The sequence below is a fragment of the Streptomyces sp. NPDC050534 genome, from assembly GCF_044457745.1.
Lineage (GTDB): Bacteria > Actinomycetota > Actinomycetes > Streptomycetales > Streptomycetaceae > Streptomyces.
Genome location: NZ_JBITHF010000013.1, coordinates 123105 through 148729 on the forward strand (window position 1 = coordinate 123105; position 25625 = coordinate 148729).

General features: G+C 72.3%; 29 protein-coding genes. 7 read left to right on the forward strand and 22 right to left on the reverse strand.

Going from position 1 to position 25625, the window contains the following annotated elements; translation table 11 throughout:
• Nucleotides 1-360: 360 nt before the first annotated feature.
• On the reverse strand, nt 361-1092 hold the full coding sequence (locus ACIBN2_RS35935; RefSeq protein WP_399140832.1) for a VIT1/CCC1 transporter family protein: 732 nt from the start codon (nt 1090-1092) through the stop codon (nt 361-363).
• Nucleotides 1093-1358: 266 nt separating this feature from the next.
• Here ACIBN2_RS35935 and ACIBN2_RS35940 point away from each other — a divergent pair, with 266 nt between their 5' ends.
• The 6 genes from ACIBN2_RS35940 to ACIBN2_RS35965 are packed head-to-tail and all read left to right on the forward strand — an operon-like array spanning nt 1359 to nt 8199.
• Nucleotides 1359-2363: an ADP-ribosylglycohydrolase family protein gene (locus ACIBN2_RS35940; RefSeq protein ID WP_399140834.1), complete on the forward strand. Its 1005-nt coding sequence runs from the start codon at nt 1359-1361 to the stop codon at nt 2361-2363.
• On the forward strand, nt 2360-3649 hold the full coding sequence (locus ACIBN2_RS35945) for an ADP-ribosylglycohydrolase family protein (protein WP_399140835.1): 1290 nt from the start codon (nt 2360-2362) through the stop codon (nt 3647-3649). The genes ACIBN2_RS35940 and ACIBN2_RS35945 overlap by 4 nt, the downstream gene beginning before the upstream one ends.
• Before the next feature lie 8 nt (nt 3650-3657).
• Nucleotides 3658-4824 carry an ADP-ribosylglycohydrolase family protein gene (locus ACIBN2_RS35950; protein ID WP_399140837.1) on the forward strand — a complete coding sequence of 389 codons (1167 nt, stop codon included), beginning with the start codon at nt 3658-3660 and terminating at the stop codon, nt 4822-4824.
• On the forward strand, nt 4812-6173 hold the full coding sequence (locus ACIBN2_RS35955; RefSeq protein WP_399140839.1) for an ADP-ribosylglycohydrolase family protein: 1362 nt from the start codon (nt 4812-4814) through the stop codon (nt 6171-6173). The genes ACIBN2_RS35950 and ACIBN2_RS35955 overlap by 13 nt, the downstream gene beginning before the upstream one ends.
• Nucleotides 6170-7372: a CaiB/BaiF CoA transferase family protein gene (locus tag ACIBN2_RS35960; RefSeq protein ID WP_399140841.1), complete on the forward strand. Its 1203-nt coding sequence runs from the start codon at nt 6170-6172 to the stop codon at nt 7370-7372. Before ACIBN2_RS35955 ends, ACIBN2_RS35960 begins: the two co-directional genes overlap by 4 nt.
• Nucleotides 7369-8199 carry an HpcH/HpaI aldolase/citrate lyase family protein gene (locus ACIBN2_RS35965; RefSeq protein WP_399140843.1) on the forward strand — a complete coding sequence of 277 codons (831 nt, stop codon included), beginning with the start codon at nt 7369-7371 and terminating at the stop codon, nt 8197-8199. Before ACIBN2_RS35960 ends, ACIBN2_RS35965 begins: the two co-directional genes overlap by 4 nt.
• A gap of 12 nt (nt 8200-8211) precedes the next feature.
• Here the strand turns inward: ACIBN2_RS35965 and lgt are convergent, their stop codons facing one another.
• From lgt to hisI, 11 genes are all read right to left on the reverse strand, one after another.
• Nucleotides 8212-9177, reverse strand: a complete 966-nt coding sequence (gene lgt, locus ACIBN2_RS35970) for a prolipoprotein diacylglyceryl transferase (protein WP_399140845.1) — start codon at nt 9175-9177, stop codon at nt 8212-8214.
• An 82-nt stretch (nt 9178-9259) separates the two neighbouring features.
• Nucleotides 9260-10033 carry a DsbA family protein gene (locus ACIBN2_RS35975; RefSeq protein WP_399140846.1) on the reverse strand — a complete coding sequence of 258 codons (774 nt, stop codon included), beginning with the start codon at nt 10031-10033 and terminating at the stop codon, nt 9260-9262.
• Between the two features lie 88 nt (nt 10034-10121).
• Nucleotides 10122-10940 carry a tryptophan synthase subunit alpha gene (gene trpA, locus ACIBN2_RS35980; protein ID WP_399140847.1) on the reverse strand — a complete coding sequence of 273 codons (819 nt, stop codon included), beginning with the start codon at nt 10938-10940 and terminating at the stop codon, nt 10122-10124.
• Nucleotides 10937-12220: a tryptophan synthase subunit beta gene (trpB, locus tag ACIBN2_RS35985; RefSeq protein WP_399140849.1), complete on the reverse strand. Its 1284-nt coding sequence runs from the start codon at nt 12218-12220 to the stop codon at nt 10937-10939. The genes trpA and trpB overlap by 4 nt, the downstream gene beginning before the upstream one ends.
• 116 nt (nt 12221-12336) lie before the next feature.
• A complete protein-coding gene (gene trpM, locus ACIBN2_RS35990; RefSeq protein ID WP_399140851.1) occupies nt 12337-12522 on the reverse strand; it encodes a tryptophan biosynthesis modulator TrpM in 186 nt (61 codons plus the stop codon).
• Between the two features lie 21 nt (nt 12523-12543).
• Nucleotides 12544-13353 (reverse strand): indole-3-glycerol phosphate synthase TrpC, encoded by an 810-nt coding sequence (gene trpC / locus ACIBN2_RS35995; RefSeq protein ID WP_399140853.1) that lies wholly within the window; start codon nt 13351-13353, stop codon nt 12544-12546.
• Between the two features lie 144 nt (nt 13354-13497).
• The gene (locus ACIBN2_RS36000; protein ID WP_399140854.1) at nt 13498-13947 is read right to left on the reverse strand and encodes a DUF2752 domain-containing protein; all 450 of its coding nucleotides are present in this window, start codon (nt 13945-13947) and stop codon (nt 13498-13500) included.
• 88 nt (nt 13948-14035) lie between these two features.
• Nucleotides 14036-14296 carry an HGxxPAAW family protein gene (locus ACIBN2_RS36005; protein ID WP_399140855.1) on the reverse strand — a complete coding sequence of 87 codons (261 nt, stop codon included), beginning with the start codon at nt 14294-14296 and terminating at the stop codon, nt 14036-14038.
• A 144-nt stretch (nt 14297-14440) separates the two neighbouring features.
• Nucleotides 14441-15082 carry a TIGR02234 family membrane protein gene (locus ACIBN2_RS36010; protein ID WP_399140856.1) on the reverse strand — a complete coding sequence of 214 codons (642 nt, stop codon included), beginning with the start codon at nt 15080-15082 and terminating at the stop codon, nt 14441-14443.
• A gap of 70 nt (nt 15083-15152) precedes the next feature.
• Nucleotides 15153-16631 (reverse strand): anthranilate synthase component I, encoded by a 1479-nt coding sequence (locus ACIBN2_RS36015; RefSeq protein ID WP_399140858.1) that lies wholly within the window; start codon nt 16629-16631, stop codon nt 15153-15155.
• Between the two features lie 11 nt (nt 16632-16642).
• Nucleotides 16643-17035, reverse strand: coding sequence for a phosphoribosyl-AMP cyclohydrolase (gene hisI / locus ACIBN2_RS36020; protein WP_399140859.1), 393 nt, complete (start codon nt 17033-17035; stop codon nt 16643-16645).
• 83 nt (nt 17036-17118) lie between these two features.
• Here hisI and ACIBN2_RS36025 point away from each other — a divergent pair, with 83 nt between their 5' ends.
• Nucleotides 17119-17754, forward strand: coding sequence for a TIGR03085 family metal-binding protein (locus ACIBN2_RS36025; protein WP_399140861.1), 636 nt, complete (start codon nt 17119-17121; stop codon nt 17752-17754).
• 9 nt (nt 17755-17763) lie between these two features.
• Here the strand turns inward: ACIBN2_RS36025 and ACIBN2_RS36030 are convergent, their stop codons facing one another.
• From ACIBN2_RS36030 to hisD, 10 genes are all read right to left on the reverse strand, one after another.
• Nucleotides 17764-19020 carry an MFS transporter gene (locus tag ACIBN2_RS36030; protein ID WP_399140862.1) on the reverse strand — a complete coding sequence of 419 codons (1257 nt, stop codon included), beginning with the start codon at nt 19018-19020 and terminating at the stop codon, nt 17764-17766.
• On the reverse strand, nt 19013-19603 hold the full coding sequence (locus ACIBN2_RS36035; RefSeq protein ID WP_399140864.1) for an ArsR/SmtB family transcription factor: 591 nt from the start codon (nt 19601-19603) through the stop codon (nt 19013-19015). The genes ACIBN2_RS36030 and ACIBN2_RS36035 overlap by 8 nt, the downstream gene beginning before the upstream one ends.
• Nucleotides 19604-19728: 125 nt before the next feature.
• Complete coding sequence (hisF, locus tag ACIBN2_RS36040; RefSeq protein ID WP_399140866.1) at nt 19729-20484, reverse strand: imidazole glycerol phosphate synthase subunit HisF; 756 nt, start codon at nt 20482-20484, stop codon at nt 19729-19731.
• Between the two features lie 30 nt (nt 20485-20514).
• Complete coding sequence (locus ACIBN2_RS36045) at nt 20515-20907, reverse strand: RidA family protein (RefSeq protein WP_399140868.1); 393 nt, start codon at nt 20905-20907, stop codon at nt 20515-20517.
• Nucleotides 20904-21629 carry a bifunctional 1-(5-phosphoribosyl)-5-((5-phosphoribosylamino)methylideneamino)imidazole-4-carboxamide isomerase/phosphoribosylanthranilate isomerase PriA gene (gene priA, locus ACIBN2_RS36050; RefSeq protein WP_399140869.1) on the reverse strand — a complete coding sequence of 242 codons (726 nt, stop codon included), beginning with the start codon at nt 21627-21629 and terminating at the stop codon, nt 20904-20906. Before priA ends, ACIBN2_RS36045 begins: the two co-directional genes overlap by 4 nt.
• Nucleotides 21626-22273 carry an imidazole glycerol phosphate synthase subunit HisH gene (hisH, locus tag ACIBN2_RS36055; protein ID WP_399140870.1) on the reverse strand — a complete coding sequence of 216 codons (648 nt, stop codon included), beginning with the start codon at nt 22271-22273 and terminating at the stop codon, nt 21626-21628. Before hisH ends, priA begins: the two co-directional genes overlap by 4 nt.
• Nucleotides 22264-22428, reverse strand: coding sequence for a hypothetical protein (locus ACIBN2_RS36060; protein WP_399140871.1), 165 nt, complete (start codon nt 22426-22428; stop codon nt 22264-22266). Before ACIBN2_RS36060 ends, hisH begins: the two co-directional genes overlap by 10 nt.
• Entirely contained in the window at nt 22425-23018 is a 594-nt protein-coding gene (gene hisB / locus ACIBN2_RS36065) for an imidazoleglycerol-phosphate dehydratase HisB (RefSeq protein ID WP_007381383.1), read from the reverse strand. The genes ACIBN2_RS36060 and hisB overlap by 4 nt, the downstream gene beginning before the upstream one ends.
• The gene (locus ACIBN2_RS36070; RefSeq protein WP_399140872.1) at nt 23015-24130 is read right to left on the reverse strand and encodes a histidinol-phosphate transaminase; all 1116 of its coding nucleotides are present in this window, start codon (nt 24128-24130) and stop codon (nt 23015-23017) included. Before ACIBN2_RS36070 ends, hisB begins: the two co-directional genes overlap by 4 nt.
• On the reverse strand, nt 24127-25470 hold the full coding sequence (gene hisD / locus ACIBN2_RS36075; protein WP_399140874.1) for a histidinol dehydrogenase: 1344 nt from the start codon (nt 25468-25470) through the stop codon (nt 24127-24129). The genes ACIBN2_RS36070 and hisD overlap by 4 nt, the downstream gene beginning before the upstream one ends.
• Nucleotides 25471-25625 lie beyond the last annotated feature (155 nt).

Below are 25625 nucleotides of genomic sequence, written 5' to 3' on the forward strand. Positions count from 1 at the left end.
TCCCGTCGTCGTCTCAAGTGGCATGTTCAAGGTGCCGAGGGACGACGTTGGCCCTTAGCTCAGTGCAAAATTTCGTGCAGGTTACATGATGGAGCGGTTCTCGAGAAGCGGATGCCTCGTTCCAACATGCGGACACCACGGGGCGGCGGGGGTACCACGCCTGCGGTGGAAACTATGGGGACCGAACGGGACAGATCGATGTCCGTCAGTCCGAGGCGGGAGGAGCGGCGTCGCCCGCCCCGCGGATGCGCGACAGGCGTCATTGCCCACAGCGCTTACGGCTCATGCCCCGTGGTCATGCATCCGAAACCAGCGAGTAACGGCTACCTATGCGGCCCAACGCATAATGTGCAACCGGCCTTATCCTACGGCCGTTCCGAACAGGATGCCCAGGGCGTACGTCACACCGGCCGCCGCACCACCGAGGGCGAGCTGCCGGAGTCCGCTGTACCACCAGCTGCGCGCCGTCACCCGGGCCACCACCGCACCGCAGCCGAACAGCCCGAAGAGCGCGAGCAGCACGGCCGGCCAGAGCACGGTCGCACCGAGCAGATACGGCAGCAGGGGCAGCAGGGCGCCCAGCGCGAAGGACCCGAACGACGACACGGCCGCGACCAGGGGGGACGGCAGGTCGCCGGGGTCGATGCCGAGCTCCTCGCGGGCGTGGATCTCCAGGGCCTGCTCGGGGTCCTGCGACAGCTGCCGGGCCACTTCCCGCGCCAGCTCGGGCTCGACCCCGCGGGCCTCGTAGAGCGCCGCGAGCTCGGCCTCCTCGTCCTTCGGGTGCTTGCGCAGCTCCCTGCGCTCCACGTCCAGCTCGGCCTCGACGAGCTCGCGCTGCGAGGCGACGGAGGTGTACTCGCCGGCGGCCATCGAGAAGGCACCGGCCGCGAGACCCGCGAGCCCGGTCAGCACGATGGTCTGCTGACCGACGGAACCACCGGCGACACCGGTCATCAGGGCGAGGTTGGAGACGAGGCCGTCCATCGCGCCGAAGACGGCGGGGCGCAGCCAGCCGCCGTTCACATCCCGGTGCGTGTGGTTGTCGCGATGCGCCACATGCAGCGCGGCTTCGGTCTCGATGATGGCCACGGGTCTCCCCCAGGAAAGCTAAGCCAAAGCTAACTTTGGACACGTTCTATGTTTCGACAACGCAGAACGTACGCCTCACATTCCATCCCCGCCAGCAAGGAAAGGCTGAGCTAACCTGCGGCTTTGCGCGCAACCGCTCATCCGCTGCGACCTCTGCACACATGTCGACCGGGTGACGATGACGCCCGGCGGGCTCGGCGAAACCGCTCCGGTGGGACACATCGGCATATGGCTCCCCGGAGCCCCGCAGGAGAGGCCGCGCGCGTATGACATCGATCGCCTGCATTCCCTCGGTCCCGTCGCACGGCAACGCCGCCGAACTCCGTGAACGGGCACGCGGCTCGCTGCTCGGCCTCGCCGTCGGTGACGCCCTCGGGGCCCCGGCGGAGAACATGAAGCCCTCGGAGATCCGCGCCCGTTGGGGCCGTATCACCGGCTACGTCGCCGACCGCCCCTGCGGCACCGACGACACCGAGTACGCGATCTTCTCGGGCCTGCTCCTCGCCCGGCACGGCTCGGAGCTCACTCCGGTCCATGTGGAGGCGGCCTGGCACGAGTGGATCGCGGACCGGGAGGAGGGACCGTTCCGGGGCGCGGGCTTCAGCGAGCGCGGCACCCTGGAGAACCTCCGCCGGGGTCTCGCCGCCCCCATCTCGGCCCAGCACCGGCACGCCTGGAGCGACGGCCTGGCCATGCGCGCGGCCCCCTTCGGCGTCTTCGCCGCGGGTCGCCCCGCCGAGGCGGCCCGGCTGGCCGCGATCGACGGCTCGGTGAGCCACGACGGCGAGGGCATCTACGGCGGCCAGGCGGTGGCGGCGGGCGTCGCGGCGGCGATGGCGGGCGCGCCGGCCATCGCGGTCGTGGCCTCCGCCCTGGCCGTCGTCCCCGACGACTCCTGGACGGCCCGTTCCCTGCGCCGTGCCGCGGCGGTCGCCCATCGCGGCGAACGAGCGGTCCGCTCGGCAGTCGTCGTCGGCGGCTACCCCTGGACCGACCTGGCCCCGGAGGCGGTGGCCCTGGCCTTCGGCGCCTACGCCGCAGCCGACGGCGACTTCCGCGACGCGGTCCTGACGGCGGTCAACATGGGCCGCGACGCGGACACGACCGCGGCGGTGGCGGGAGCGCTGGCGGGCGCGGCACAGGGTGCTTCCGCGATCCCGGAGGAGTGGGCGTCGGCGATCGGCCCGGCACGGGGCAGTTGCCTGCCGGCGATGGCGGGGCACCATGTGCTGGAGGTCGCGGACCTTCTGGTACCGGAAGCGACACGGTGACCCCGCCCGCCCCCTGGACGGCGGCAGCCGCCCAGACGCATGAACTGGCGGCCGCGGACGGCGAATTCGCCCCACAGGGGCCACCCGCACCTGACGACGAAAGGGAAACGGGTGGTGCGGCTGGGCACGAATCGGCCGAGGGCGAAGCCGAGGCGTTCCACGGCGCCCGCCACCCCCGCCGCACCGAAGGCCTCCTGCTGGGCCTGGCCGCAGGCGACGCCGCCGGCTGGCCCGCCGCCCGCCACAGAGCAGCCCGGATGCCCGAGTGGACCCGCCGCCTCACCCGCGAACTCGACACCTTCGCCGAGCACAACGCCACCACCACCCTCCCCGTCCCGATCGCCCTCAACCAGCCTCCCGAGCCCCTGCGCCTCGGCCCCTCCGACGACGCCGAATGGGCAGCCTTCGCCGCGGAGGCGCTCCTGCGCGCCGGCGACAGCCACGCCCTCGGCGACCTCGGCCAGGAACGCCGTACCAGAGCCGCCATCGACCTGACCTGGAACGCCGTGGCCGCCGAGGTCGCCGCGGCGGCGGATCGCGCCCCGGAGGTCGAGTCCGCCGTCCTCCCCCTGCGCGCCCGTATCTCCGTGCGGGCCGGACTCGGCAACCTCGCCGCCGGCCTCCGCCCGCCCGCCACCGGCCACGACAACCCCCACTACTTCGACGACGCGGCCTGCGTACGCGCCTGCGTCCTGGCCGTGGCCCACCCGGGCGACCCCCGGCCGGCCGCGGACCTCGCCGAGTTCGACGCCCGCTACACCCAGGACGGCGACGGTGTGCGCGGCGCCCGTGCCATGGCGGCGGCCGTGTCGCTCGCCCTCATCGGCGCGGACGTACACACCTGTGTGACGGCCGCCCTGGCCGAACTCCCCGAGGCCACCGAGATCGGCCGCAACGCCCGCCACGCCCTGGAACTGGCCGCGCGGGCCGAGTCAGCCTTCGCCCTGATCCCCCTCCTGGAACACCGGATCGTCGACCACGTCTACAGCTACGGCATCGCCGCCGCCGAGACGGTCCCGGTGGCCCTCGCCCTGACCACCGCCGCCCAGGGCCGTATCGCGGAGGCGGTACCCGCCGCGGCCTGTCTGTCCCGGGTGGCCGACTCGGCCCCGGCCCTCGCGGGCGCCCTCACCGGCGCGCTCGGCGGCGGCGAGGCGATCCCGGCGTCCTGGCGCGAGGCGTGCCGCACCCTCTCCGGCTGCGCACTCCCCCGCCTCACCGGCACCGACCTGGTGGAACTCGCCGAACTCCTGGAAGCCACGCAACCGGCCTCACCAGGAGGATGATTCCGACCATGACGCCCAAAGAGTCAGAAACCAGCCTGGAGGACCGGATCGCCGGAGCCCTCGTGGGCGCGGCGGTGGGCGACGCCCTCGGCGGCCCCGTCGAGGGCTACTCACCCGACCAGATCCTCGAGCGCCACGGCGGCCGCGTCCACGGCATCGTCGGCCCCTGGAACGGCGACGCCTGGCGCACGGCCCGCCCCCTCGCGCCGTACCACAAGGGCGACGGGCACGTCACCGACGACACCTTGATGACGCACGCGCTGATCCGGGTGTACGCGCGGGTCCGCGACCACTTGGACGCGTACGCGATCGCGGACCACCTGGTGCCGGACCTGATGACCAGCCCGCGCTGGATCCCGGAGCTGGAGACGGAGGCCGTCCCGCTGCACCGGATCTTCCTCGCGGAGAAGTGGCTGGTGGCCCGCCTCCACTACGGCCATGTCGACCCGCGTGAGGCCGGCGTCGGCAACATCGTCAACTGCGGTGCCGCGATGTACATGGCGCCGGTCGGCCTGGTCAACGCGGCCAACCCGGCAGGCGCGTACGCCGAGGCGCTCGACGTCGCGGGCTCCCACCAGTCGTCGTACGGCCGTGAGGCGGCGGGCGTCTTCGCGGCGGCGGTGGCCGCGGCAGCCACCCCCGGGGCGACGCCGGACTCGGTCGTCGCCGCCGCGCTCCGGCTGGCCAGGGACGGCACGCGCACCGCGATCGAGCAGGTCTGCGAAGTGGCCTCCCGGCACACGGACTTCGAGTCCGCGCTGGTCCCGCTGCGGGAGGCGGTGACCCCGTACGACACGGTCGGCCCCGACTACCGCGTTCCCTCCCTCGGCGCCCGCCGCCCGTCCCGCCTGCACGCGATCGAGGAACTCCCCGTCGCCCTCGGCATGTTGCTGGTGGCGCGCGGCGACTACCGCCATGCCGTGCTGGGTTCGGTGAACTACGGTCGCGACTGCGACTCGATCGCCACGATGGCGGGCGCGCTGGCCGGGGCTCTCGGCCGCGAGGTCCCGGAGGACTGGTCGAAGCGGATCGCGGAGGCGAGCCGCCTGGACCTGTGGGAGCCCGCGGCGACGCTCACCCAGGTGACGCGGGAGATCTTCGAGCGGGACGTCCACCGGCGCAGGGCCCACGAGGCGGCGTTCACCCGGATGGGAGGCCCGAGTTGCTCCGAGTGACCTGGGTCCAGCCGGAGGACCTGATCGGCCACGAGCTGCGGCAGGCGGCACTGGACGGCCGCGAACCCTCGGCGATCGCCGCGCGGTGGCGTGCCGCGGGCGGCCCCGAGGCACCGCTGCGGGCGGGCGCGTCACCCGAACCGGCCTCGCGCTATCTGCGGCAGCTGGCCAAGGACCTGCTGGACGAACTGGCCGACCTGCCCAGCGCGTTGAGCGACCGCGAGCCGACGGACCTGCGGCGGATCAGGGCCCTGTGCCCGGACCGGCCCGCGCCCGCCCCCGCCTCGTCCGTCACGCAGGACCGCCTCGAAGCCGCCTGGCTGGGCCGCGCCGTCGGCTGCCTGCTCGGCAAACCCGTGGAGAAACTTCCCCTCGACGGCATCCGCCAACTGGCGCGGGCCACCGGCAACTGGCCGCTGAACACCTACTTCACCGCCCGCGGCGTCCCCGGGGAACTGCTGTCGCAGCACCCCTGGAACCGCCGCTCGGCGGCCACCTCCCTCGCCGAGAACATCGACGGCATGCCCGAGGACGACGACCTCAATTGCCCTCTCCTCAACCTTCTGCTGCTGCAGCGCCACGGCAGAGGGTTCACCACCACCGACCTCGCGGGCCTGTGGCTGTCCGAACTCCCGGCGGGCCGCACCTTCACCGCCGAGCGGGTCGCCTACCGCAATCTCCTCCTCGGCCTCGAACCGCCGCACACGGCCCGCCACCGCAACCCCTTCCGCGAGTGGATCGGCGCCGTCATCCGCGCCGACGTCCACGGCTGGACCAACCCCGGCGACCCGGCCGCCGCGGCCGAGCAGGCGCACCGCGACGCGACGCTCACCCACACCGCGAACGGCGTCTACGCCGCGATGTTCACGGCCGCGGTCATCGCCACCGCCGCGACCGGCACCCACGACGTCCACGCCTGCCTCCGCACCGGCCTGACGGTCGTCCCGCCCCACTCCAGGCTGGCCCATGCCGTCCGCCACGCAGTCGAACTCGCCACGGAACACAGCGACTTCGACACCGTCGTCGACCGGCTCCACGCCACCCACGCCGCCACCCACCACTGGGTGCACGCCGTCCCCAACACCGCCCTCGTCGCCGCCGCCCTCACCCACGCGGACGGCGACTTCACCGGCTCCATCTGCCGTGCGGTGTCCGGGGGTTGGGACACCGACTCCAACGGCGCCACCGCGGGCGGCATCGCCGGCCTGCTCGCCGGCTCCCCCACCGCCCTGCCGGACCGCTGGACGGCACCCCTGAAGAACCGGCTCGCCACCTCCGTGGGCGACTTCAACGGCATCGGCTTCGACACCCTGGCCCAGCTCACCCACCGGGAGGCATCCCGCCCATGACCGACACCGCCGTGGACGCCCCGCTCTCCGGTCTGCGCGTCCTCGACCTCGCCACCCTCTTCGCCGGCCCGCTCGCCGCCACCCTGCTCGGCGACTTCGGCGCGGAGGTCATCAAGGTGGAACATCCCGCCAAGCCGGACCCCTCCCGCGGCCACGGCCCGTCGAAGAACGGCGTCGGCCTGTGGTGGAAGCTCCTCGGCCGCAACAAGCGGACCATCACCCTCGACCTGTCGAAGCCGGGCGGCCGCTCCACCCTCCTGCGCCTCGCCGCCACCGCGGACGTCGTCGTCGAGAACTTCCGCCCCGGCACCCTGGAGAAGTGGGACCTCGGCTGGGCGGAGCTGTCCGCCGCCAACCCCCGCCTGATCCTCACCAGGGTCACCGCCTTCGGCCAGTTCGGCCCCTACGCGCACCGCCCCGGCTTCGGCACCCTCGCCGAGGCGATGAGCGGCTTCGCCGCGATCACCGGCGAACCGCACGCGCCCCCGACGCTTCCGCCCTTCGGCCTCGCCGACTCCATCGCGGGCCTGGCCACGGCCTACGCCGTCATGGCCGCACTCACCGCCCGCGAGCGCACCGGCGAGGGCCAGGTCGTCGACATGGCGATCATCGAGCCGATCCTGACCGTCCTCGGCCCCCAGCCCATCTGGTACGACCAGCTCGGCCACGTCCAGCCGCGCACCGGCAACCGCTCCCAGAACAACGCCCCGCGTGGCACCTATCTCACCGCCGACGGCGCCTGGGTCGCCGTCTCCACCTCCGCGCAGTCCGTCGCGGAACGCGTGATGCACCTGGTGGGCCGCCCGGAGCTGATCGACGAGCCGTGGTTCGCGACGGGCGCCGAGCGCGCCCGGCACGCCGACGTCCTGGACGAGGCGGTCGCCGGCTGGATCGCCGGGCGCAGCCGCACCGACGTCCTGGCGGCCTTCGAGAAGGCGGAGGCGGCGGTCGCCCCGGTGCAGGACGTACGCGAGGTGATGACGGACCCGCAGTACGCGGCCCTCGACACGATCACCACCCTCGACGACCCCGAACTGGGCCCCCTGCGGATGCAGAACGTCCTGTTCCGCCTCTCCGCCACGCCCGGCGCGATCCGCTGGGCGGGCCGCCCGCACGGCGCGGACACGGAGGCGGTGCTGACCGCGCTCGGTCTCACCCCGGCCGAGCTGACCGCCCTGCGCGAGGAGGGCGCCGTATGACAGCGCCCCCGCTGACCTGGCTCTACGTCCCCGGCGACCGCCCGCACGTCGTCGCCAAGGCGCTGGCGGCCGGCGCCGACGTGGTCGTCGTGGACCTGGAGGACGCGGTCGCCCCGGACCGCAAGGACTACGCCCGCTCGGCCACCGCCGAACTGCTCTCCTCGCCGCAGCCGGTCCCGGTCCACGTCCGCGTGAACGCCCTGGACGGCCCGCTGGCCGCCGGCGACCTCGCGGCGGTGGCCGCACTGCCCGGCCTCTCGGGCCTGCGGCTGGCGAAGGTGACGTCTCCCGAGCAGATCGTCCGCACCGCGGAAAGCTCCGTCCCCTGTGCCCGTGACGCCCCCGGCGTGTACGCGCTCCTGGAGTCGGCGCTGGCCGTCGAGCGCGCCCATGCCATCGCCTCGGCCCATCCCGCGCTGCGGGGCATCGCCCTCGGCGAGGCCGATCTACGGGCCGACCTGGGCGTACGCGAGGACGCGGGCCTGGACTGGTGCCGCTCCCGCGTCGTCGTCGCCGCGCGGGCGGCGGGGCTGCCCCCGCCCCCGCAGTCGGTCCACCCGGACATCCGCGACCTGGAGGGGCTGGCGGCCTCGTGCGCTCGCGGCCGCACCCTGGGCTTCCTCGGCCGGGCGGCCATCCACCCGCGCCAACTGCCCATCATCGAACGGGCCTACCTGCCCACGGCACGGGAGATCGAGGAGGCCGAGACGATCGTCAAGGCGGCGACGACCCAGCAGGGCGCGCAGGCCCTGCCGAGCGGACGGTTCATCGACGCGGCGGTGGTGGCGACAGCGCACCGCACGCTGTCGCTCGCCCACCGCCGCTAGGCGTTTCTGCGATCAGCCCTTCTTGGCCGACTCGGCGCCGTCCGTCGCCTCATCCTTGACGCCGGCGTCGTCATCGACGGCGTCGGCGTCCTTCACCTCGGCGTCCTCGACGGTGCCGTCCTTCTCGGCCGGGCCGTCACCGTCGGCCTCACCGTCGGCGGCACCCGGTTCGACCACGGCCTCACGGCCCGGCCGGATCCTCGACGAGAAGATCATGTAGGCCACCGCGAGCAGGAACACGAGCAGCGCGGTCCAGTCGTTCAGCCGCAGGCCCAGGAAGTGGTGGGCGTCGTCGACGCGCATGTACTCGATCCACGCCCGGCCCACGCAGTAGGCGGCGACGTAGAGCGCGAACGCCCGTCCGTGCCCGAGCTTGAAGCGGCGGTCGGCCCACATGACCAGGACGGCGACGCCGATGCACCACAGGGACTCGTAGAGGAACGTCGGGTGGTAGTACCCGGGCACGCGGCCGTCCGTCGAGGACGTGATGTGCAGCGCCCAGGGGACGTGGGTCTGTCTGCCGTACAGCTCCTGGTTGAACCAGTTGCCCCAGCGGCCGATCGCCTGGGCGAAGGCGATGCCGGGCGCGACGGCGTCGGCGTACGCGGGCAGCGGGATGCCCCGGCGGCGGCAGCCGATCCAGGCGCCCAGGGCGCCGAGAGCGATCGCGCCCCAGATGCCGAGCCCGCCCTCCCACACCTTGAAGGCGTCCACCCAGTCACGGCCCTGGCTGAAGTACAGCTCGTAGTCCGTGATGACGTGGTACAGCCGGCCGCCGACGAGGCCGAAGGGCACCGCCCAGACAGCGATGTCGGCCACCGTGCCGGTCCGTCCGCCACGGGCGACCCAGCGTTTGTTGCCGAGCCAGACCGCGATGAAGACGCCGATGATGATGCAGAACGCGTAGCCGCGCAGCGGGATGGGGCCGAGGTACAGCACCCCACGCGACGGGCTCGGAATGTAGGCAAGTTCTTCCATGGCAAGGTCGACGCTACCGTGCCGGGCGGGCCGGACGGCAGGCGGACCGGCTACGGCTCCATAACGGGCGGGCGTGAATCTCTTACCGCTTGTTCGCCTGCTGCACCAGTTGCTTCAGCTTCGCCGGGGTCATCGTCTGGTCCTGGTAGATGTTCTTGCCGTTGAGCAGGACCGTCGGCGTACCGCCGAAACCGCCCGCCTTGAAGGCGTCGTTGGACTTGTTCACCCAGCTGTCGTGCTTGCCGTCGTTGACGCACGCGCGGAAGGCGGCCGTGTCGAGGCCCTTCACCTTGCCCGCCAGAGCGATCAGCTTGCCGTTGTCACCGAAGGCGTCGACGGTCTCCTTCGGCTGGTTCCCGTACAGGACGTCGTGGTAGTCGCGGAACTTCCCGGCGTCCTGGGCGCACGCGGCGGCGTTGCCCGCGCGCAGCGAGCCGGTGCCGCCGAGGTTGCCGTCGATCAGCCTGACCAGGTGGTACTCGATCCGCATCTGCCCGGAGTCGGTCAGCTCGTGGAGCGTGGGGCGGTACGCCGTCTCGAAGGCCATGCAGGCCGGGCAGCGGAAGTCCTCCCAGATCGTGAGCGTCGACTTGGCGCCGTCCTTGCCCACCGGGATCGCGAGGCTGTCCTTGCCCTGCGCCCCGGAGGGCGCCACGGCCGGGCCGGACGCCTTGGCCTTGTCCTTGCCCGAGTTCGCGGCGACCACGCCGATCACCGCGGCAAGGCCCAGGACACAGACGACGCTCGCGCCCACGATCAGCGTCCGCCGTCGCTTGTCAGCGGCCTTCTGCTTGTCGCGCTCGTCCGCCAGCCGCTCCCGGGCGGTGCGCTTTCCCTCACGGTTCTTCTCGCTCACACCCCCAGAACGAACCGGGGAGGCGCTATGCGCCTCCCCGGTCCCAGATCCACTCGTAAGGGGGATCTCCATGACATGAGATGCCCGGCTACGCCTGTCCGCGCACGCCCTTCGCGAGGTCGGCGGCGAGTGAGCGGACGCCTTCGATGCCGGCCGCGTGGTCCGGCGCGTCCAGCATCCGCTTGACGAAGGCCGAGCCGACGATCACGCCGTCGGCGAAGCCGGCCACCTCGGCGGCCTGCTCGGCGTTGGAGACGCCGAGCCCGACGCAGACGGGCAGGCCCGTGCCGGTGGCCCGGGTGCGCTCGACCAGGTCGTGCGCCTGCGCGCCGACCGACGCGCGGGTGCCCGTGACGCCCATCAGCGAGGCGGCGTAGACGAAGCCGCTGCCCGCGCCGGTGATCTGGGCGAGCCGCTCGTCCTTGCTGCTGGGCGCAACCACGAAGACCGTGGCCAGCCCGTGCTTCTCGGCGTGCTCCCGCCACAGCGCCGACTCCTGCACCGGCAGGTCGGGCAGGATGCAGCCCGCGCCGCCCGCCTCGGCGAGTTCGGCGGTGAAGCGCTCGACGCCATAGCGGTCGATGGGGTTCCAGTACGTCATGACCAGGATCGGCTTCCCGGTGGCCGCGTACGTCTCCTTGACCGTGAGCATGACATGCGCGATCTTGACACCGCCGCGCAGGGCGATGTCGTCGGCGGTCTGGATGACGGGACCGTCGAGGACGGGGTCGCTGTGCGGCAGGCCGACCTCGACGACGTCCGCGCCGCCGTCCAGGGCCGCCTTGATCGCCTCGATGCCGCCGTCCACGGTCGGGAAGCCGGCCGGGAGGTAGGCGATGAGCGCGGAGCGGCCCTCGGCCTTGGCGCCGGCGAGGGTGTCCGTCAACAGCTGGATGTTGCCGCTCACTTGGCGTCCCCCTCGATCTCGGCGGTGTCGGCCTCGTTGGCGGCGACCTCCGCGTCGGTGTCGTACAGGCCGAAGTAGCGGGCGGCCGTGTCCATGTCCTTGTCGCCGCGGCCGGACAGGTTGATGACGATCAGGCCGTCCCTGCCCAGCTCCTTGCCGACCTCGAGGGCGCCCGCGAGGGCGTGCGCGCTCTCGATCGCCGGGATGATGCCCTCGGTGCGCGACAGCAGGCGCAGGGCCTGCATCGCCGCGTCGTCGGTGACCGCGCGGTACTCGCCGCGGCCGCTGTCCTTCAGATAGGAGTGCTCCGGGCCGATGCCCGGGTAGTCCAGACCGGCCGAGATGGAGTACGGCTCGGTGATCTGGCCCTCGTCGTCCTGGAGGACGTAGGAGCGGGAGCCGTGCAGGATGCCGGGCTCGCCCGCGGTCAGCGTGGCCGCGTGCTCGCCCGTCTCCACGCCGTGCCCGGCCGGCTCGCAGCCGATCAGGCGGACGGAGGCGTCCGGGATGAAGGCGTGGAAGAGGCCGATGGCGTTGGAGCCGCCACCGACGCAGGCGACGGCGGCGTCCGGGAGACGGCCGGCGCGCTCCAGGAGCTGGCGCCTGGCCTCCACGCCGATGACGCGGTGGAAGTCGCGGACCATGGCCGGGAAGGGGTGCGGGCCGGCGACCGTACCGAAGAGGTAGTGGGTGTGGTCGACGTTGGCGACCCAGTCGCGGAAGGCCTCGTTGATGGCGTCCTTGAGCGTACGGCTGCCGGACTTCACCGCGACGACCTCGGCGCCGAGCATGCGCATACGGGCCACGTTCAGGGCCTGGCGCTCGGTGTCGATCTCGCCCATGTAGATGGTGCACTCGAGGCCGAACAGCGCGCAGGCCGTGGCGGTCGCGACGCCGTGCTGGCCGGCTCCGGTCTCGGCGATGACGCGGGTCTTGCCCATGCGCCTGGTGAGCAGGGCCTGGCCGAGGACGTTGTTGATCTTGTGGGAGCCGGTGTGGTTGAGGTCTTCCCGCTTCAGGAAGATCCGGGCGCCGCCGGCGTGCTCGGCGAACCGGGGCACCTCGGTGAGGGCGCTGGGCCGGCCGGTGTAGTTGACCAGCAGGTCGTCGAGTTCGCGGGCGAACTCGGGGTCGTGCTTGGCCTTGTCGTACTCGACGGCCACCTCGTCCACGGCGGCGACGAGGGCCTCCGGGATGAACTTGCCGCCGAATGCCCCGAAGTAGCCTTCGGGGGTGGGGACTTGACCCTCGGGGTCGGGAATGAAGAACTCGCTGGGCATGCGGATACCTCACGGTGAGTTGGCAGTGAAACGCACTGGTCGCCGTGGGGCGGGGGGGTGTTCGTCGACTGCGGGCCGTCAGTGGCTTGTCGTGCCCGCGCGGCGGTAGCCGCAGATCAATGGCGCCCCGCGCCCCTGGAGGGGCGCTGCCATCGCCGGCCGTTCACCTGGCCCGGTTCGTCTCCGATGACGTACCTGACCCTGCGGCCGTGCACGCGGCGTGCCGGGGCGCGGCAGCCGCGAGGGCGGCAGCCGCGCGCGAGGCGGGCGTGCCGGTCCATGGTGGTCACGGTGAGGGTCATCGGGACAAGCCTAGCCGGGAATCAGCCCCGGCCGTGCCGCAGTGCGGGGTGTTCGCCCGCCGCGACCAGGTCGGAGACCGCGGACTTCGGGTCCTTGCCGGTGACCAGGGACTCGCCGACCAGGACCGCGTCGGCGCCGGCGTTGGCGTACGCGATGAGGTCGTGCGGACCGCGGACGCCGGACTCGGCCACCCGGACGACGTGGGCGGGGATCTCGGGGGCGACGCGCTCGAACGTGCCCCGGTCGACCTCGAGCGTCCTGAGGTTGCGCGCGTTGACGCCGATCACCTTCGCGCCCGCGTCGACGGCCCGCTCGACCTCGTCCTCGTCGTGGACCTCGACGAGCGGGGTGAGCCCGATGGACTCGGCGCGCTCGATCAGCGACTCCAGGGCCGACTGCTCCAGGGCGGCGACGATGAGCAGCGCGAGGTCGGCGCCGTAGGCGCGGGCCTCCCACAGCTGGTACGAGGTGACGATGAAGTCCTTGCGCAGCACCGGGATGTCGACCCGGGCCCGCACGGCCTCCAGGTCGGCCAGCGAGCCGCCGAAGCGGCGCTGCTCGGTCAGGACGGAGATGACGGCGGCGCCGCCCGCCTCGTAGTCGGCGGCGAGTCCCGCCGGGTCGGCGATCGCCGCCAGCGCGCCCTTGGAGGGGCTGGAGCGCTTGACCTCACAGATGACCTTGACACCCTCGCCGCGCAGCGCGGCCAGCCCGTCCTTGGCCGCGGGAGCCTTCGCCGCGCGCTCCTTGAGCTCGTCGAGGCTGACGCGCGCCTGCCGCTCCGCGAGGTCGGCACGGACTCCGTCGATGATCTCGTCGAGCACACTCACGCGAGCGGCCCCCTTTCAGACGGTTGACTGTTCAGAGGTTGACCCGAGGGGAAAACCGGTGGTCACTGCGATGGTATCCGGAGGAAGGCGTAGGCCTCGCATCCGGTTGACGCCGGTCCCACTACCTGGACGTTCCCCAGTTGATCAAGGGTGGAGCCAGCCACCGACCGGCAGGTTCCGGACAACCGTGAAGACCAGCAGCAACGTCCCCAGGGTCCACAGGTGGACCGGCCCGAGGTCGAGGCGCGGCGGCCGGCCGCGGGCCGCGCGCACCACCCATACGGTCCACAGCACGGCGAAGCCCAGATAGCCGACGACCGCGAGGGCGTTGTCCTGGAGGGCCGCCAGGAAGTCGCCGTGGATGAAGGAGTACGCGCTGCGCAGACCGCCGCAGCCCGGGCAGTAGACGCCGGTGAACCGGTAGAGCGGGCAGACGGGGTAGTGGCCGGGCTGGTTCGGGTCCACGGTGCCGACGTAGGCGAAGGCCCCGGCGACGGCCGCGAGCAGTCCGGCGGGCACGGCGAGCCGGGACACCACCGTGGGTGCGGGGGCCGCCGGCGTCGGGAGCGGGCTCTCGGCGTTCACGTCCAGCATTGTCCCCCCGGTGGGGCCGCCACGCGCGCGTGAGGGGCGATCCGGTACCGGATCGCCCCTCAGCTGTACGCGCGGAAGTCGTACGGGGTCAGCTCTTCGTCGCGCTCGCGGCGGCCTGGCTCTGCGCCAGCGCGTCCTGGAAGTCCTTGTGCGCGTCCTTCGGCTGGCCCATGCCCATCGCGCTCATGACCCAGCCGACGACACCGCCGACCACCACGATGCCCATGCCGGCCCAGAAGCCCACGGGCTGAGCCATCACCATGAAGGCACCCGCGACGCAGAAACCGACGAAGGCGATCATGACACCGGTCCAGGCGGCCGGAGTGTGACCGTGGCTGCTGCCCGCCATTGCTTGCTCCTCATTGCTGTTTTCGTGTCTGAGCCGGACGCTCAGGGGTCATTGTCCCGCACGCGCGCGGGCGCGCCGCTCGGGGGTGGCCCATCGCGCGTCGGCTCCGGTGGCGGACCGGACTCGGTCCGCCCCGCGGAGAGGCTACGCGCCGGTGGGGTCCTCGCCCCGGTCCAGCGCCTTCCAGATGTCCTCGGGGCGGTCAGGGTCGACGACGGCGGGCTTCCGGCGGGGCTTGGGCGCGCCGGTGCGTTCGTAGCGGCCGGACATCGCGGGCCACTGACGGCCGTAGCGCAGGGCGAGCAGACCGGCCACGAGGAGCAGGGCGCCGCCCACGGCCGCGACGTACGGCCAGGCGGTGTGGGAGAGGGCGCCCACCGTGGCCGAGGTGTCGCCGGCGGCCTTCGCCGCCTCCTCGTCGAGCGCGGAGCTGTCGGAGACGCCGAGCAGGGCCGCGGCGATGATGCCGGCGCCGGAGAGCGCGAGCAGGGCCGAGACCAGCAGGCGGCCGGCCCTGCGGACGGCGAAGACGGCGACGAGCGCGGCGAGGCCCACTATGGCGAGTGCCGCGGGGACTCCCGTGACGTCGCTGCCCTTGGCGGTCAGGGAGAAGGCGCCGCCGGCCACCGTCGTGGTGCCCTCCGACCAGCGCTGCCGGGTGGACAGCAGCGCGACGGCCGCGCCGAGCGCACCGCACAGCAGGGCAATGGCGAGACTCCGGCGGCCGGCCCGTGCGGGTCCATCGGCTTCGGAACGGGGGTGAGGAACAGCAGTCACGTACTCCACTATCACCCGAACCCCCCGCGAACCGTCACCCGGGGTTCACGTGAGAAGCGCCCCACTGCCCGCAAACGCCCTACAGGCCGAGCCTGTTCGCCGTGTGCACGGCGCGCAGGACCGCCGCCGCCTTGTTGCGGCACTCCTGGTCCTCGGCGACCGGGTCGGAGTCGGCGACGATGCCGGCGCCCGCCTGGACGTACGCCGTGCCGCCGCGCAGCAGGGCCGTGCGGATGGCGATGGCGGTGTCGGAGTCGCCCGCGAAGTCGAGGTAGCCCACGCAGCCGCCGTACAACCCCCGGCGGGACGGCTCGAGTTCGTCGATGATCTGCATCGCGCGGGGCTTGGGGGCGCCGGAGAGGGTGCCGGCCGGGAAGCAGGCCGTGAGGACGTCGAAGGCGGTGCGGCCCCCGGCGACCTTGCCGGTGACGGTCGAGACGATGTGCATCACGTGCGAGTACCGCTCGACGGACATGAAGTCGACCACCTCGACCGAGCCCGGCTCGCAGACCCGTCCCAGGTCGTTGCGGCCGAGGTCGACGAGCATCAGGTGCTCGGCGCGCTCCTTGGGGTCGGCCATCAGCTCGTCGGCGAGGGCCTGGTCCTCCTGCGGGGTCGCCCCGCGCGGCCGGGTGCCGGCGATGGGGTGCACCATGGCCTGCCCGTCCTCGACCTTCACCAGGGCTTCCGGGCTGGATCCCACGACGTCGAAGCCGTCGAAGCGGAACAGGTACATGTACGGCGACGGGTTCGTGGCCCGCAGCACCCGGTAGACGTCCAGCGCGCTTGCCGTGCACGGCGTTTCGAAGCGCTGCGAGGGGACGACCTGGAAGGCCTCGCCCGCGCGGATGCGCTCCTTGATGTCCTCGACGGCCACCCGGAAGTCGGGGCCGCCCCACAGGGCCGTGTACTCGGGGAGCTCGGACGGCGGGAGCACGGCGGGCGGCTGGGCGACCGCGCGCGTGAGGTCCGCCTCCATGGCGTCGAGACGGGCGACGGCGTCGGCGTAGGCCTCGTCGACGCCCGTGTCGAGGTCGTTGTGGTTGATCGCGTTGGCGATCAGCAGGACCGAGCCCTCCCAGTGGTCCATCACGGCGAGGTCGCTGGTCAGGAGCATGGTCAGTTCGGGCAGCCGCAGGTCGTCCCGCTCGCCGGGGCCGATCTTCTCCAGGCGGCGCACGATGTCGTAGCCGAGATAGCCGACCATGCCGCCGGTGAAGGGCGGCAGGCCCTCCTGGTGCGGGGTGTGCAGGGCCTCGATGGTGGCGCGCAGGGCGGCGAGCGGGTCGCCGTCCGTGGGGACGCCGACGGGCGGGACGCCGAGCCAGTGCGCCTGGCCGTCGCGCGCGGTCAGGGTCGCTGCCGACCGCACGCCCACGAAGGAGTACCGGGACCAGGAGCGGCCGTTCTCCGCGGACTCCAGCAGGAAGGTCCCCGGGCGCTCGGCGGCGAGCTTGCGGTAGAGCGCGACCGGGGTGTCGCCGTCGGCGAGGAGCTTGCGGGTGACCGGGATGACACGGCGGTCGGTGGCCAGCTTGCGGAACGTCTCGAGGTCCATGGCGGCTGACCTTACTGATCCGCGCCGGACGGGCCGGAATCGGCGTCCTTGAGGAGCACGTCGGCGTCGAAGCAGGTGCGCGCGCCGGTGTGGCAGGCGGCGCCGACCTGGTCGACCTTGACCAGCACGGTGTCCGCGTCGCAGTCCAGCGCGACGGACTTGACCCACTGGAAGTGGCCGGAGGTGTCGCCCTTGACCCAGTACTCCTGGCGGCTGCGCGACCAGTAGGTGCAGCGGCCGGTGGTCAGGGTGCGGTGCAGCGCCTCGTCGTCCATCCAGCCGAGCATGAGCACCTCACCGGTGTCGTACTGCTGGGCGATGGCGGGGACGAGCCCGTCGGCACTGCGCTTCAGGCGCGATGCGATCTCCGGGTCGAGGCTGCTGACTGGGGGCTTGCTGGTCATGGGTGCCATTGTGCCGCGCGACACCGACAGTCACGGGACCGCGTCCACTGGGCGGACCCCCGACACGGTCGTAGGCTGACTGCATGTCGACTTTCGCCAAGCGTGAACGACTTCTTCTGGCCGACCTGTTGGAGGCCGCGGGCCCGGATGCCGCGACCCTCTGCGAGGGCTGGCAGACCCGCGACCTCGCCGCGCACGTGGTGGTGCGCGAGCGCCGCCCCGATGCCGCCGGCGGCATCCTGATCAAGCAGCTCGCGTCCCGCCTGGAGCGGGTGATGGCGGAGTTCGCCGCGAAGCCGTACGAGGAGCTGATCCAGCTCATCCGCACCGGCCCGCCGCGCTTCTCGCCGTTCCAGCTCAAGCAGGTCGACGAGATGTCGAACACGGTGGAGTTCTACGTCCACGCCGAGGACGTCCGCCGCGCGCAGTCCGACTGGACGCCGCGCGAACTCGACGCGGTCTTCCAGGACGCCCTGTGGTCCCGTCTCGAGCGCACGGCCCGCCTGATGGGCCGCGGCGCCCCCACAGGACTCGTCCTGCGCCGCCCGGACGGCCAGACGGCGGTCGCCCACCGCGGCGCCCCCGTGGTCACGGTCACCGGCGAGCCCTCGGAACTCCTCCTGTTCTCCTACGGCCGCCAGAACGCGGCCCACGTGGAGCTGGAGGGCGACAAGGAAGCGGTGGCCAGGCTCCACGAGGCGAAGCAGCTGGGGATCTAGGGCCCGGGCTCAGCGGGGCAGCTCGGCGCGGCGCAGTGCGGGCACGCACAGGGCGGCCACGCCGCCGAGCCCGCACACGGCGGCGCTGACCACGAAGACCGGGCCGGTGCCCCAGGCGCCGATCGCGGCGGCGGACAGCGGCATGCTGAGCGGGGTGAGACCGAGGCTGACCAGGCTGGAGACGGCGGTCACCCGGCCGAGGCAGGCCGGGTCGGCCTGGGTCTGCAGCAAGGCCCCGCACATGGCGCCGCTGAGCCCGGTCAGCAGGCCGATCAGCAGGGCCGTACCGACGGCGAGGGCGACGGTCGGCGCGAACGCGAGCGCGCCGACCGCCACCGAACCCGCCAGGATCGACCAGCCGGCGACCCGCCCGGCGTGCGGCAGCCGGCCCCGCACGGTCAGCAGCAGGGAGGCGGCACCCGCGCCGACGCCGAAGCCCGCGAGCACCCAGCCCATGCCGGCCGCGCCCCAGCCGCGCTCGTCGCAGAGCAGGGTCAGGCCGACGTTGAGCGGTCCGACGAAGCCGAGGTCGCCGAGGGCTATGACCAGCATCAGCGGTGCGAGCACGCGGTGCCGGCGGATGTGACGCAGGCCGGCCACGAGGTCCTCCCGGGCGCTCGCCCTCCGCGCGCCGGCCGTGTCGTCGGGCGGCAGCTCGCGCATCCGCACGCAGACCAGCAGCGGCACCGACACGGCGATCAGCAGCCCCGCGAACCCGAACGCGGCCGTCGCCCCGCCCAGCGCCACACCGAGCCCGCCGAGCGGGCCGCCGACCACGCTCGCGAACCGGATCGCGAGCCCCCGCATCCCCTGCACGCGCGCGAGTTGGCCGCGGTGCGTCACGCGCGCGGGCAGGGCGCCCACGGCCGGCAGGAACACGGCGTCGACGGTGCCGAAGACCAGGGCGAGCAGCGCCAGCGGCCACAGACCGGGACCGGTGAGGAACAGCAGCGCGGCCATCGCGAGCACTGCCGCGCAGCGCACCGCGTCGCTGCCGATCACCACCCGCCGCGGCCCCAGCCGGTCGGCGATCACTCCGCCGCCCAGCATCAGCACCGCCCGCGGCAGCGCGCTCGCCGTCATCACCAGCCCCGCCTGCGCGGCCGTGCCGGCCTGTACGGCGGCCCAGGACAGCGCGATGTAGCAGACGCTGTCGCCGACCATCGAGAACGTGAAGGCGGCGAGCCAGCGCAGGACGTTGGCGTCGCGGTGGGCGGGGAGCCCGGCGGCTGTCGCGGGGGCGCCGTCGAGCGCGGCCTCAGACACGGAACGGGAAGCCGTAGGTGTGCACCGCGACGTGCTCGCGGCCCTCGGTGTCGCCCGCCGCGACGGCAGCGCGGCCGCGCTCCTCGTAGCGGCGCACGACGTCGTACATCTCCCTGGACAGCGCGGCCAGTTCGTCCGGAGTGAGGCGCAGCAGCCACTCGGCGGATTCGGAGGCCGTCGTCCACGCGTCGCTCCAGTGCGCGCGCTCGTCGAGGTAGCGCCGGAACATGTCGGCGCGCTGCTCGAAGAAGAGCCGGCTGGCCGCGGTGTGCGCGGCGGCCTTCTCCGGGGCGTCCCTGAAGTCCTCGTCGCGGATGCTCACCCCCTCGGAGGCGGGCTGCCACCACCGCTCCCGGCCGTCCTCGCTCCGCGCCTCGGCCTCCTCGATCAGCCCGTGCTCGGCCAGCTTGCGCAGGTGGTAACTGACCAGCGAGACGGCCTCGTCGACCTGCTCGGCGAGCTGGGAGGCGGTCGCCGTCCGCGCGATGGTCAGTAGCCGGTACAACTGCGCGCGCAACGGGTGGGCGAGGGCCTTGAGGGTGCCCACGTCCTTGATGCGGCGGTCTCGCTCCGTCTCGGACATGACCTTGACGCTAGATGCGAAAGAATAATTGCACAATATTTTTTGCGAAACTTCTCTTGCGTATCTGCGCGTGCGTAAGCCCCGGCCTCCAGGAGACCGGGGCTCACAACGCCTCTAGGGGGACGTCACCGCGCGGGGTGCCCGGCTTCTCGCAGTGCCTCCTTCACCTCGCCGATCCGCAGGTCGCCGAAGTGGAAGACGGACGCTGCCAGGACCGCGTCCGCGCCTGCCGCGATGGCCGGGGAGAAGTCGGCGAGCTTTCCGGCGCCGCCCGAGGCGATCACCGGGACCGTGACGTGCTTGCGCACGGCCGCGATCATCTCCAGGTCGTAGCCGTCCTTCGTGCCGTCCGCGTCCATCGAGTTCAGGAGGATCTCGCCGGCTCCGAGTTCGGCGGCCCGGTGCGCCCACTCCACCGCGTCGATGCCCGTGCCCTGGCGGCCGCCGTGGGTGGTCACCTCGAAGGTGCCCTCAGGGGTGCGGCGCGCGTCCACCGAGAGGACCAGCACCTGCCGGCCGAAGCGCTCGGCGATCTCGCGGATCAGGTCGGGCCGGGCGATGGCCGCCGTGTTGACGCCGACCTTGTCGGCGCCGGCCCGCAGCAGCTTGTCGACGTCCTCGGCCGTGCGGACGCCGCCGCCGACGGTGAGCGGGATGAACACCTGCTCCGCGGTGCGGCGCACCACGTCGTACGTCGTCTCACGGTTGCCCGAGGACGCGGTGATGTCCAGGAACGTCAGCTCGTCGGCGCCCTCGGCGTCGTACACCTTGGCCATCTCGACGGGGTCGCCCGCGTCGCGCAGGTTCTGGAAGTTGACGCCCTTGACGACCCGGCCGTTGTCCACGTCCAGGCAGGGGATGACTCGGACCGCCAGGGTCATGAATCCACGGCTCCTCGATAAACGGTTGCTCTAGCCCCGGAAGGCTTCCAGTTCCACTTCGACCAGGATGCGCGGGTCGACGAAGCCCTCCACGACCAGCAGGGTCGAGACGGGCCGCACGGAGTCGAAGAACTCCTTGTGGGCCCGCCCCGCCTCGTCGACGTCCCTGCTGTGGGTCAGATACATCCTCGTACGGATCACGGACTCGACGCCGAGCCCGAACTCGCCGATCGCCTCCAGCGCGCCGGTGAAGGCCACCTTGGCCTGCTCGTACGGGTCGCCCTCGCCGTACAGCACGCTGCCCTTGAAGGACGTCGTGCCCGCCACCAGCACGCGGTCGCCCGCCGCCACGGCGCGTGCGAAACCGAAGGACTCTTCCCAGGGACTTCCGCTCTGCACACGCCGTACGGCTTCGGACGTCATGACGACACAGCCTCCAAGGCTTCTTCCAGGGTGAACGCCTTCGCGTACAGGGCCTTCCCGACGATGGCCCCCTCGACACCGAGCGGTACCAGCTCGGCGATGGCCCGCAGGTCGTCCAGGGACGACACGCCGCCGGAGGCGACCACCGGGCGGTCGGTCGCCGCGCACACATTGCGCAGCAGCTCCAGGTTGGGGCCCTGCAGGGTGCCGTCCTTGGCGATGTCGGTGACCACGTACCGGGCGCAGCCCTCCTTGTCGAGGCGCTCCAGCGTCTCGTAGAGGTCGCCGCCGTCGCGGGTCCAGCCGCGGCCGCGCAGCGTCGTGCCGCGCACGTCCAGGCCCACCGCGATCTTGTCGCCGTGCTCGGTGATGACCTTGGCGACCCACTCCGGGGACTCCAGGGCGGCCGTGCCCAGGTTCACCCGGGTGCAGCCGGTGGCGAGGGCGGCCGCCAGCGAGGCGTCGTCGCGGATGCCGCCGGACAGCTCCACCTTGATGTCCATGGCCCGGGCGACCTCGGCGATCAGCTCGCGGTTGTCACCCGTGCCGAACGCGGCGTCCAGGTCGACCAGGTGCAGCCACTCGGCGCCCGAGCGCTGCCAGGCGAGGGCCGCCTCCAGCGGCGAGCCGTACGAGGTCTCCGTGCCGGACTCGCCGTGCACGAGCCGCACGGCCTGGCCGTCGCGGACGTCGACGGCGGGGAGGAGTTCGAGCTTGCTCACAGTGTTCCGATCCAGTTGGTGAGGAGCTGGGCTCCGGCGTCGCCGGACTTCTCGGGGTGGAACTGCGTGGCCCACAGCGCGCCGTTCTCGACGGCCGCCACGAAGGGCTTGCCGTGCGTCGACCAGGTCACCTTGGGGGCGCGCATCGTCGCGTTGCGCGTCTCCAGGGACCAGTCGTGGACGGCGTAGGAGTGCACGAAGTAGAAGCGCGCGTCCGCGTCCAGGCCGGCGAACAGTTCGGTGTCGGCCGGTGCCTCGACGGTGTTCCAGCCCATGTGGGGCACGACCTCGGCCTGCAGCGGCTCGACCGTGCCGGGCCACTCGTCGAGGCCCTCGGTCTCCACGCCGTGCTCGATGCCGCGCGCGAAGAGGATCTGCATGCCGACGCAGATGCCCATGACCGGGCGCCCACCGGACAGCCGGCGGTCCACGACCCAGTCGCCGCGCGCCTCCTTCAGGCCCCGCATGCAGGCGGCGAAGGCGCCGACGCCCGGCACCAGCAGACCGTCGGCGTTCATGGCCGCGTCGTAGTCACGCGTCGTCTCGACGTCCGCGCCCGCGCGCACCAGGGCACGCTCCGCCGAGCGGATGTTCCCGAAGCCGTAGTCGAAGACGACGACCTTCTTGCGGGCGCTCAATTCCACACCTCCAGCCGCAGCACACCGGCGACCAGGCACATCGCGGCACCGATCGACAGCAGCACGATCAGCTGCTTCGGCATCTGCTGCTTGGCGAAGGAGATGATGCCGCCGACCAGGAAGAGGCCGACGACGATCAGGAGGGTCGACAGGCCGTTCACAGCGCGCCCTTCGTGGACGGGAGGATGCCGGCCGCGCGCGGGTCGCGCTCGGAGGCGTAGCGAAGGGCCCGCGCCAGCGCCTTGAACTGGCACTCCACGATGTGGTGCGCGTTGCGCCCGTAGGGCACGTGCACGTGCAGCGCGATCTGGGCCTGGGCGACGAAGGACTCCAGGATGTGCCGGGTCATCGTGGTGTCGTACTCGCCGATCATCGGCGCCATGTTCTCGGGCTCGGTGTGCACGAGGTAGGGGCGGCCGGAGAGGTCGACGGTGACCTGGGCGAGGGACTCGTCCAGCGGGACCGTGCAGTTGCCGAAGCGGTAGATGCCGACCTTGTCGCCGAGCGCCTGCTTGAAGGCGGCGCCCAGCGCGAGGGCGGTGTCCTCGATGGTGTGGTGGGAGTCGATGTGCAGGTCGCCCTCGGTCTTCACGGTGAGGTCGAACAGGCCGTGCCGGCCGAGCTGGTCGAGCATGTGGTCGTAGAAGCCGACACCCGTCGACACCTCGACCTTGCCGCTGCCGTCGAGGTCGATCTCGACGAGCACCGACGTCTCCTTGGTCACCCGCTCCACGCGTCCTACGCGGCTCATGCGCTCTGCTCCTTCTTCAGTTCACGTACCGCGTCGAGGAACGCGTCGTTCTCTTCGGGGGTTCCGGCGGACACCCGCAGCCAGCCGGGGATGCCGTTGTCCCGGACCAGCACGCCGCGGTCGAGGATCTGCTGCCAGACCCTGTGCGAGCCGCCCTCGCCGTCGAACCGGCCGAACTGCACGAAGTTCGCGTCGGACTCGACCACGTCGTAGCCGGCCGCGCGCAGCTCGCCCACCAGCCGGTCCCGTTCCGACTTCAGCTGCTCGACGTACTTCAGCAGGGTGTCGGTGTGCTCCAGGGCGGCCAGCGCGGTCGCCTGGGTGACCGCCGAGAGGTGGTACGGCAGCCGTACCAGCTGGACGGCGTCCACGACCGCCGGGTGCGCCGCGAGATAGCCGAGGCGCAGGCCCGCGGCGCCGAACGCCTTGGACATCGTCCGGGAGACCACGAGGTTCGGCCGGCCCTCGATCAGCGGCAGCAGCGAGTCGCCGTGGCTGAACTCGATGTACGCCTCGTCCACGATCACCATCGACGGCTTGGCCGCCTGTGCGGCCTCGTACAGTGCGAGGACCGTCTCGCGCGGGACCGCGTTGCCCGTGGGGTTGTTGGGGGTCGTGATGAACACGACGTCGGGCTTGTTCTCGGCGATCCACTTCTCGGCCGCCGGGAGGTCGATGGTGAAGTCCTCGTCCCGCGGGCCGGAGATCCAGCCCGTGCCGGTACCGCGCGCGATGAGCGCGTGCATCGAGTACGACGGCTCGAAGCCGATCGCGGTACGGCCCGGTCCGCCGAAGGTCTGCAGCAGCTGCTGGATGACCTCGTTGGAGCCGTTGGCCGCCCAGACGTTGGCGAGGCCGACCTGGTGACCGGAGGTGTCCGTCAGGTACTTCGCGAGCTGCGTGCGCAGCTCCACCGCGTCCCGGTCCGGGTAGCGGTTGAGGTCGCGGGCGGCCTCGCGCACGCGCTCGGCGATCCGCTCGACCAGCGGCCCGGGCAGCGGGTAGGGGTTCTCGTTCGTGTTCAGCCGTACGGGCACGTCCAACTGGGGCGCGCCGTAGGGCGACTTGCCGCGCAGCTCGTCCCGTACGGGGAGATCGTCGATGCCTGTCACTTGCCTTCCGGAACCTTCCACCCGAACCGTGCCTTGATCGCCGCGCCGTGCGCCGGCAGGTCCTCCGCCTCCGCCAGCGTGACCACGTGGTGCGCGACCTCGGCCAGCGCGTCCTTCGTGTAGTCGACGATGTGGATGCCGCGCAGGAAGGACTGCACGGACAGGCCCGAGGAGTGGCAGGCGCAACCGCCGGTCGGGAGCACGTGGTTGGAGCCGGCCGCGTAGTCGCCGAGCGAGACGGGCGCCCACGGGCCGATGAAGATCGCGCCCGCGTTCTGCACGCGGTCGGCGACCGCCGTGGCGTCGGCGGTCTGGATCTCCAGGTGCTCGGCGCCGTAGGCGTCGACCACCCGCAGGCCCTCGTCGACGCCGTCGACCAGGACGATCGCGGACTGCCGGCCCGCGAGCGCCGGACGGATCCGGTCCTCGATGTGCTTGGTGGCCGCGACCTGGGGCTCCAGCTCCTTCTCGACCGCGTCCGCGAGCGCCACGGAGTCGGTGACCAGGACGGCGGCGGCGAGCGGGTCGTGCTCGGCCTGGCTGATCAGGTCGGAGGCGACGTGCACCGGGTCGGCCGTGTCGTCCGCGAGGATCGCGATCTCGGTCGGGCCGGCCTCGGCGTCGATGCCGATCTTGCCGGTGAAGTAGCGCTTGGCCGCGGCGACCCAGATGTTGCCGGGGCCGGTGACCATGTTGGCGGGCGGGCAGGACTCCGTGCCGTGCGCGAACATCGCGACCGCGGTCGCGCCACCGGCGGCGTACACCTCGTCGACGCCGAGCAGCGCGCAGGCGGCGAGGATGGTCGGGTGCGGGAGGCCGCCGGCTGGATCATTTTCAAAAGCGGGGGCCTGCGCGGGCGAGGCCAGGGCGATCGACCGGACCCCGGCCTCCTGGGCGGGCACCACGTTCATGATCACGGAGGACGGGTAGACCGACCGGCCGCCGGGAGCGTACAGCCCGACCCGCTCGACCGGCACCCACTTCTCGGTGACGGAGCCGCCGGGCACGACCTGGGTCGTGCGGGTCGTACGGCGCTGCTCGCGGTGGACGAGCCGGGCGCGCCGGATGGACTCCTCCAGGGCCGCGCGCACGGCCGGGTCGAGCTCGTCGAGTGCCTTCGTCAGTGCCTCGGCGGGCACCCGCACCCGTTCGAGCCGGACGCCGTCGAACTTCTCGGCGAAGTCGATCAGCGCCGCGTCGCCCCGATGATGCACGGCCTCGCAGATCGGGCGCACCTTCTCCAGGGCGGCCTGAACGTCGAAGTCGGCTCGGGGCAGCAGGTCGCGCAGGGCGGGTCCCTCGGGAAGGGCGTCGCCGCGCAGATCGATTCGGGAGATCACGTACCCAATTCTCTCAGACCCGGGTCAGGCGTCGTTCGCGCGTATCAATGACTGATACAGAACGCGCGCGGAACCCGGAAGATCGCCTTCACGTCCTGTGCTTCGGAGGTTACTCAGCGGGCATGAACGGTTGTGCGAAGACACGACTGGAGGAG

Excerpts from the sequence above, each read along its gene's own strand:
- ACIBN2_RS36035 (WP_399140864.1), bottom strand. The coding sequence starts at position 19,603 with ATGTCCGAGACGGAGCGAGACCGCCGCATCAAGGACGTGGGCACCCTC.
- ACIBN2_RS35940 (WP_399140834.1), top strand. The coding sequence starts at position 1,359 with ATGACATCGATCGCCTGCATTCCCTCGGTCCCGTCGCACGGCAACGCC.
- lgt (WP_399140845.1), bottom strand. The coding sequence starts at position 9,177 with ATGGAAGAACTTGCCTACATTCCGAGCCCGTCGCGTGGGGTGCTGTAC.
- ACIBN2_RS36015 (WP_399140858.1), bottom strand. The coding sequence starts at position 16,631 with ATGGACCTCGAGACGTTCCGCAAGCTGGCCACCGACCGCCGTGTCATC.
- ACIBN2_RS36025 (WP_399140861.1), top strand. The coding sequence starts at position 17,119 with ATGTCGACTTTCGCCAAGCGTGAACGACTTCTTCTGGCCGACCTGTTG.
- hisF (WP_399140866.1), bottom strand. The coding sequence starts at position 20,484 with ATGACCCTGGCGGTCCGAGTCATCCCCTGCCTGGACGTGGACAACGGC.
- ACIBN2_RS35950 (WP_399140837.1), top strand. The coding sequence starts at position 3,658 with ATGACGCCCAAAGAGTCAGAAACCAGCCTGGAGGACCGGATCGCCGGA.
- ACIBN2_RS35965 (WP_399140843.1), top strand. The coding sequence starts at position 7,369 with ATGACAGCGCCCCCGCTGACCTGGCTCTACGTCCCCGGCGACCGCCCG.
- ACIBN2_RS36005 (WP_399140855.1), bottom strand. The coding sequence starts at position 14,296 with ATGGCGGGCAGCAGCCACGGTCACACTCCGGCCGCCTGGACCGGTGTC.
- ACIBN2_RS36000 (WP_399140854.1), bottom strand. The coding sequence starts at position 13,947 with ATGCTGGACGTGAACGCCGAGAGCCCGCTCCCGACGCCGGCGGCCCCC.
- trpM (WP_399140851.1), bottom strand. The coding sequence starts at position 12,522 with ATGACCCTCACCGTGACCACCATGGACCGGCACGCCCGCCTCGCGCGC.
- trpB (WP_399140849.1), bottom strand. The coding sequence starts at position 12,220 with ATGCCCAGCGAGTTCTTCATTCCCGACCCCGAGGGTCAAGTCCCCACC.
- hisB (WP_007381383.1), bottom strand. The coding sequence starts at position 23,018 with ATGAGCCGCGTAGGACGCGTGGAGCGGGTGACCAAGGAGACGTCGGTG.
- ACIBN2_RS35960 (WP_399140841.1), top strand. The coding sequence starts at position 6,170 with ATGACCGACACCGCCGTGGACGCCCCGCTCTCCGGTCTGCGCGTCCTC.
- ACIBN2_RS36045 (WP_399140868.1), bottom strand. The coding sequence starts at position 20,907 with ATGACGTCCGAAGCCGTACGGCGTGTGCAGAGCGGAAGTCCCTGGGAA.
- hisI (WP_399140859.1), bottom strand. The coding sequence starts at position 17,035 with ATGACCAGCAAGCCCCCAGTCAGCAGCCTCGACCCGGAGATCGCATCG.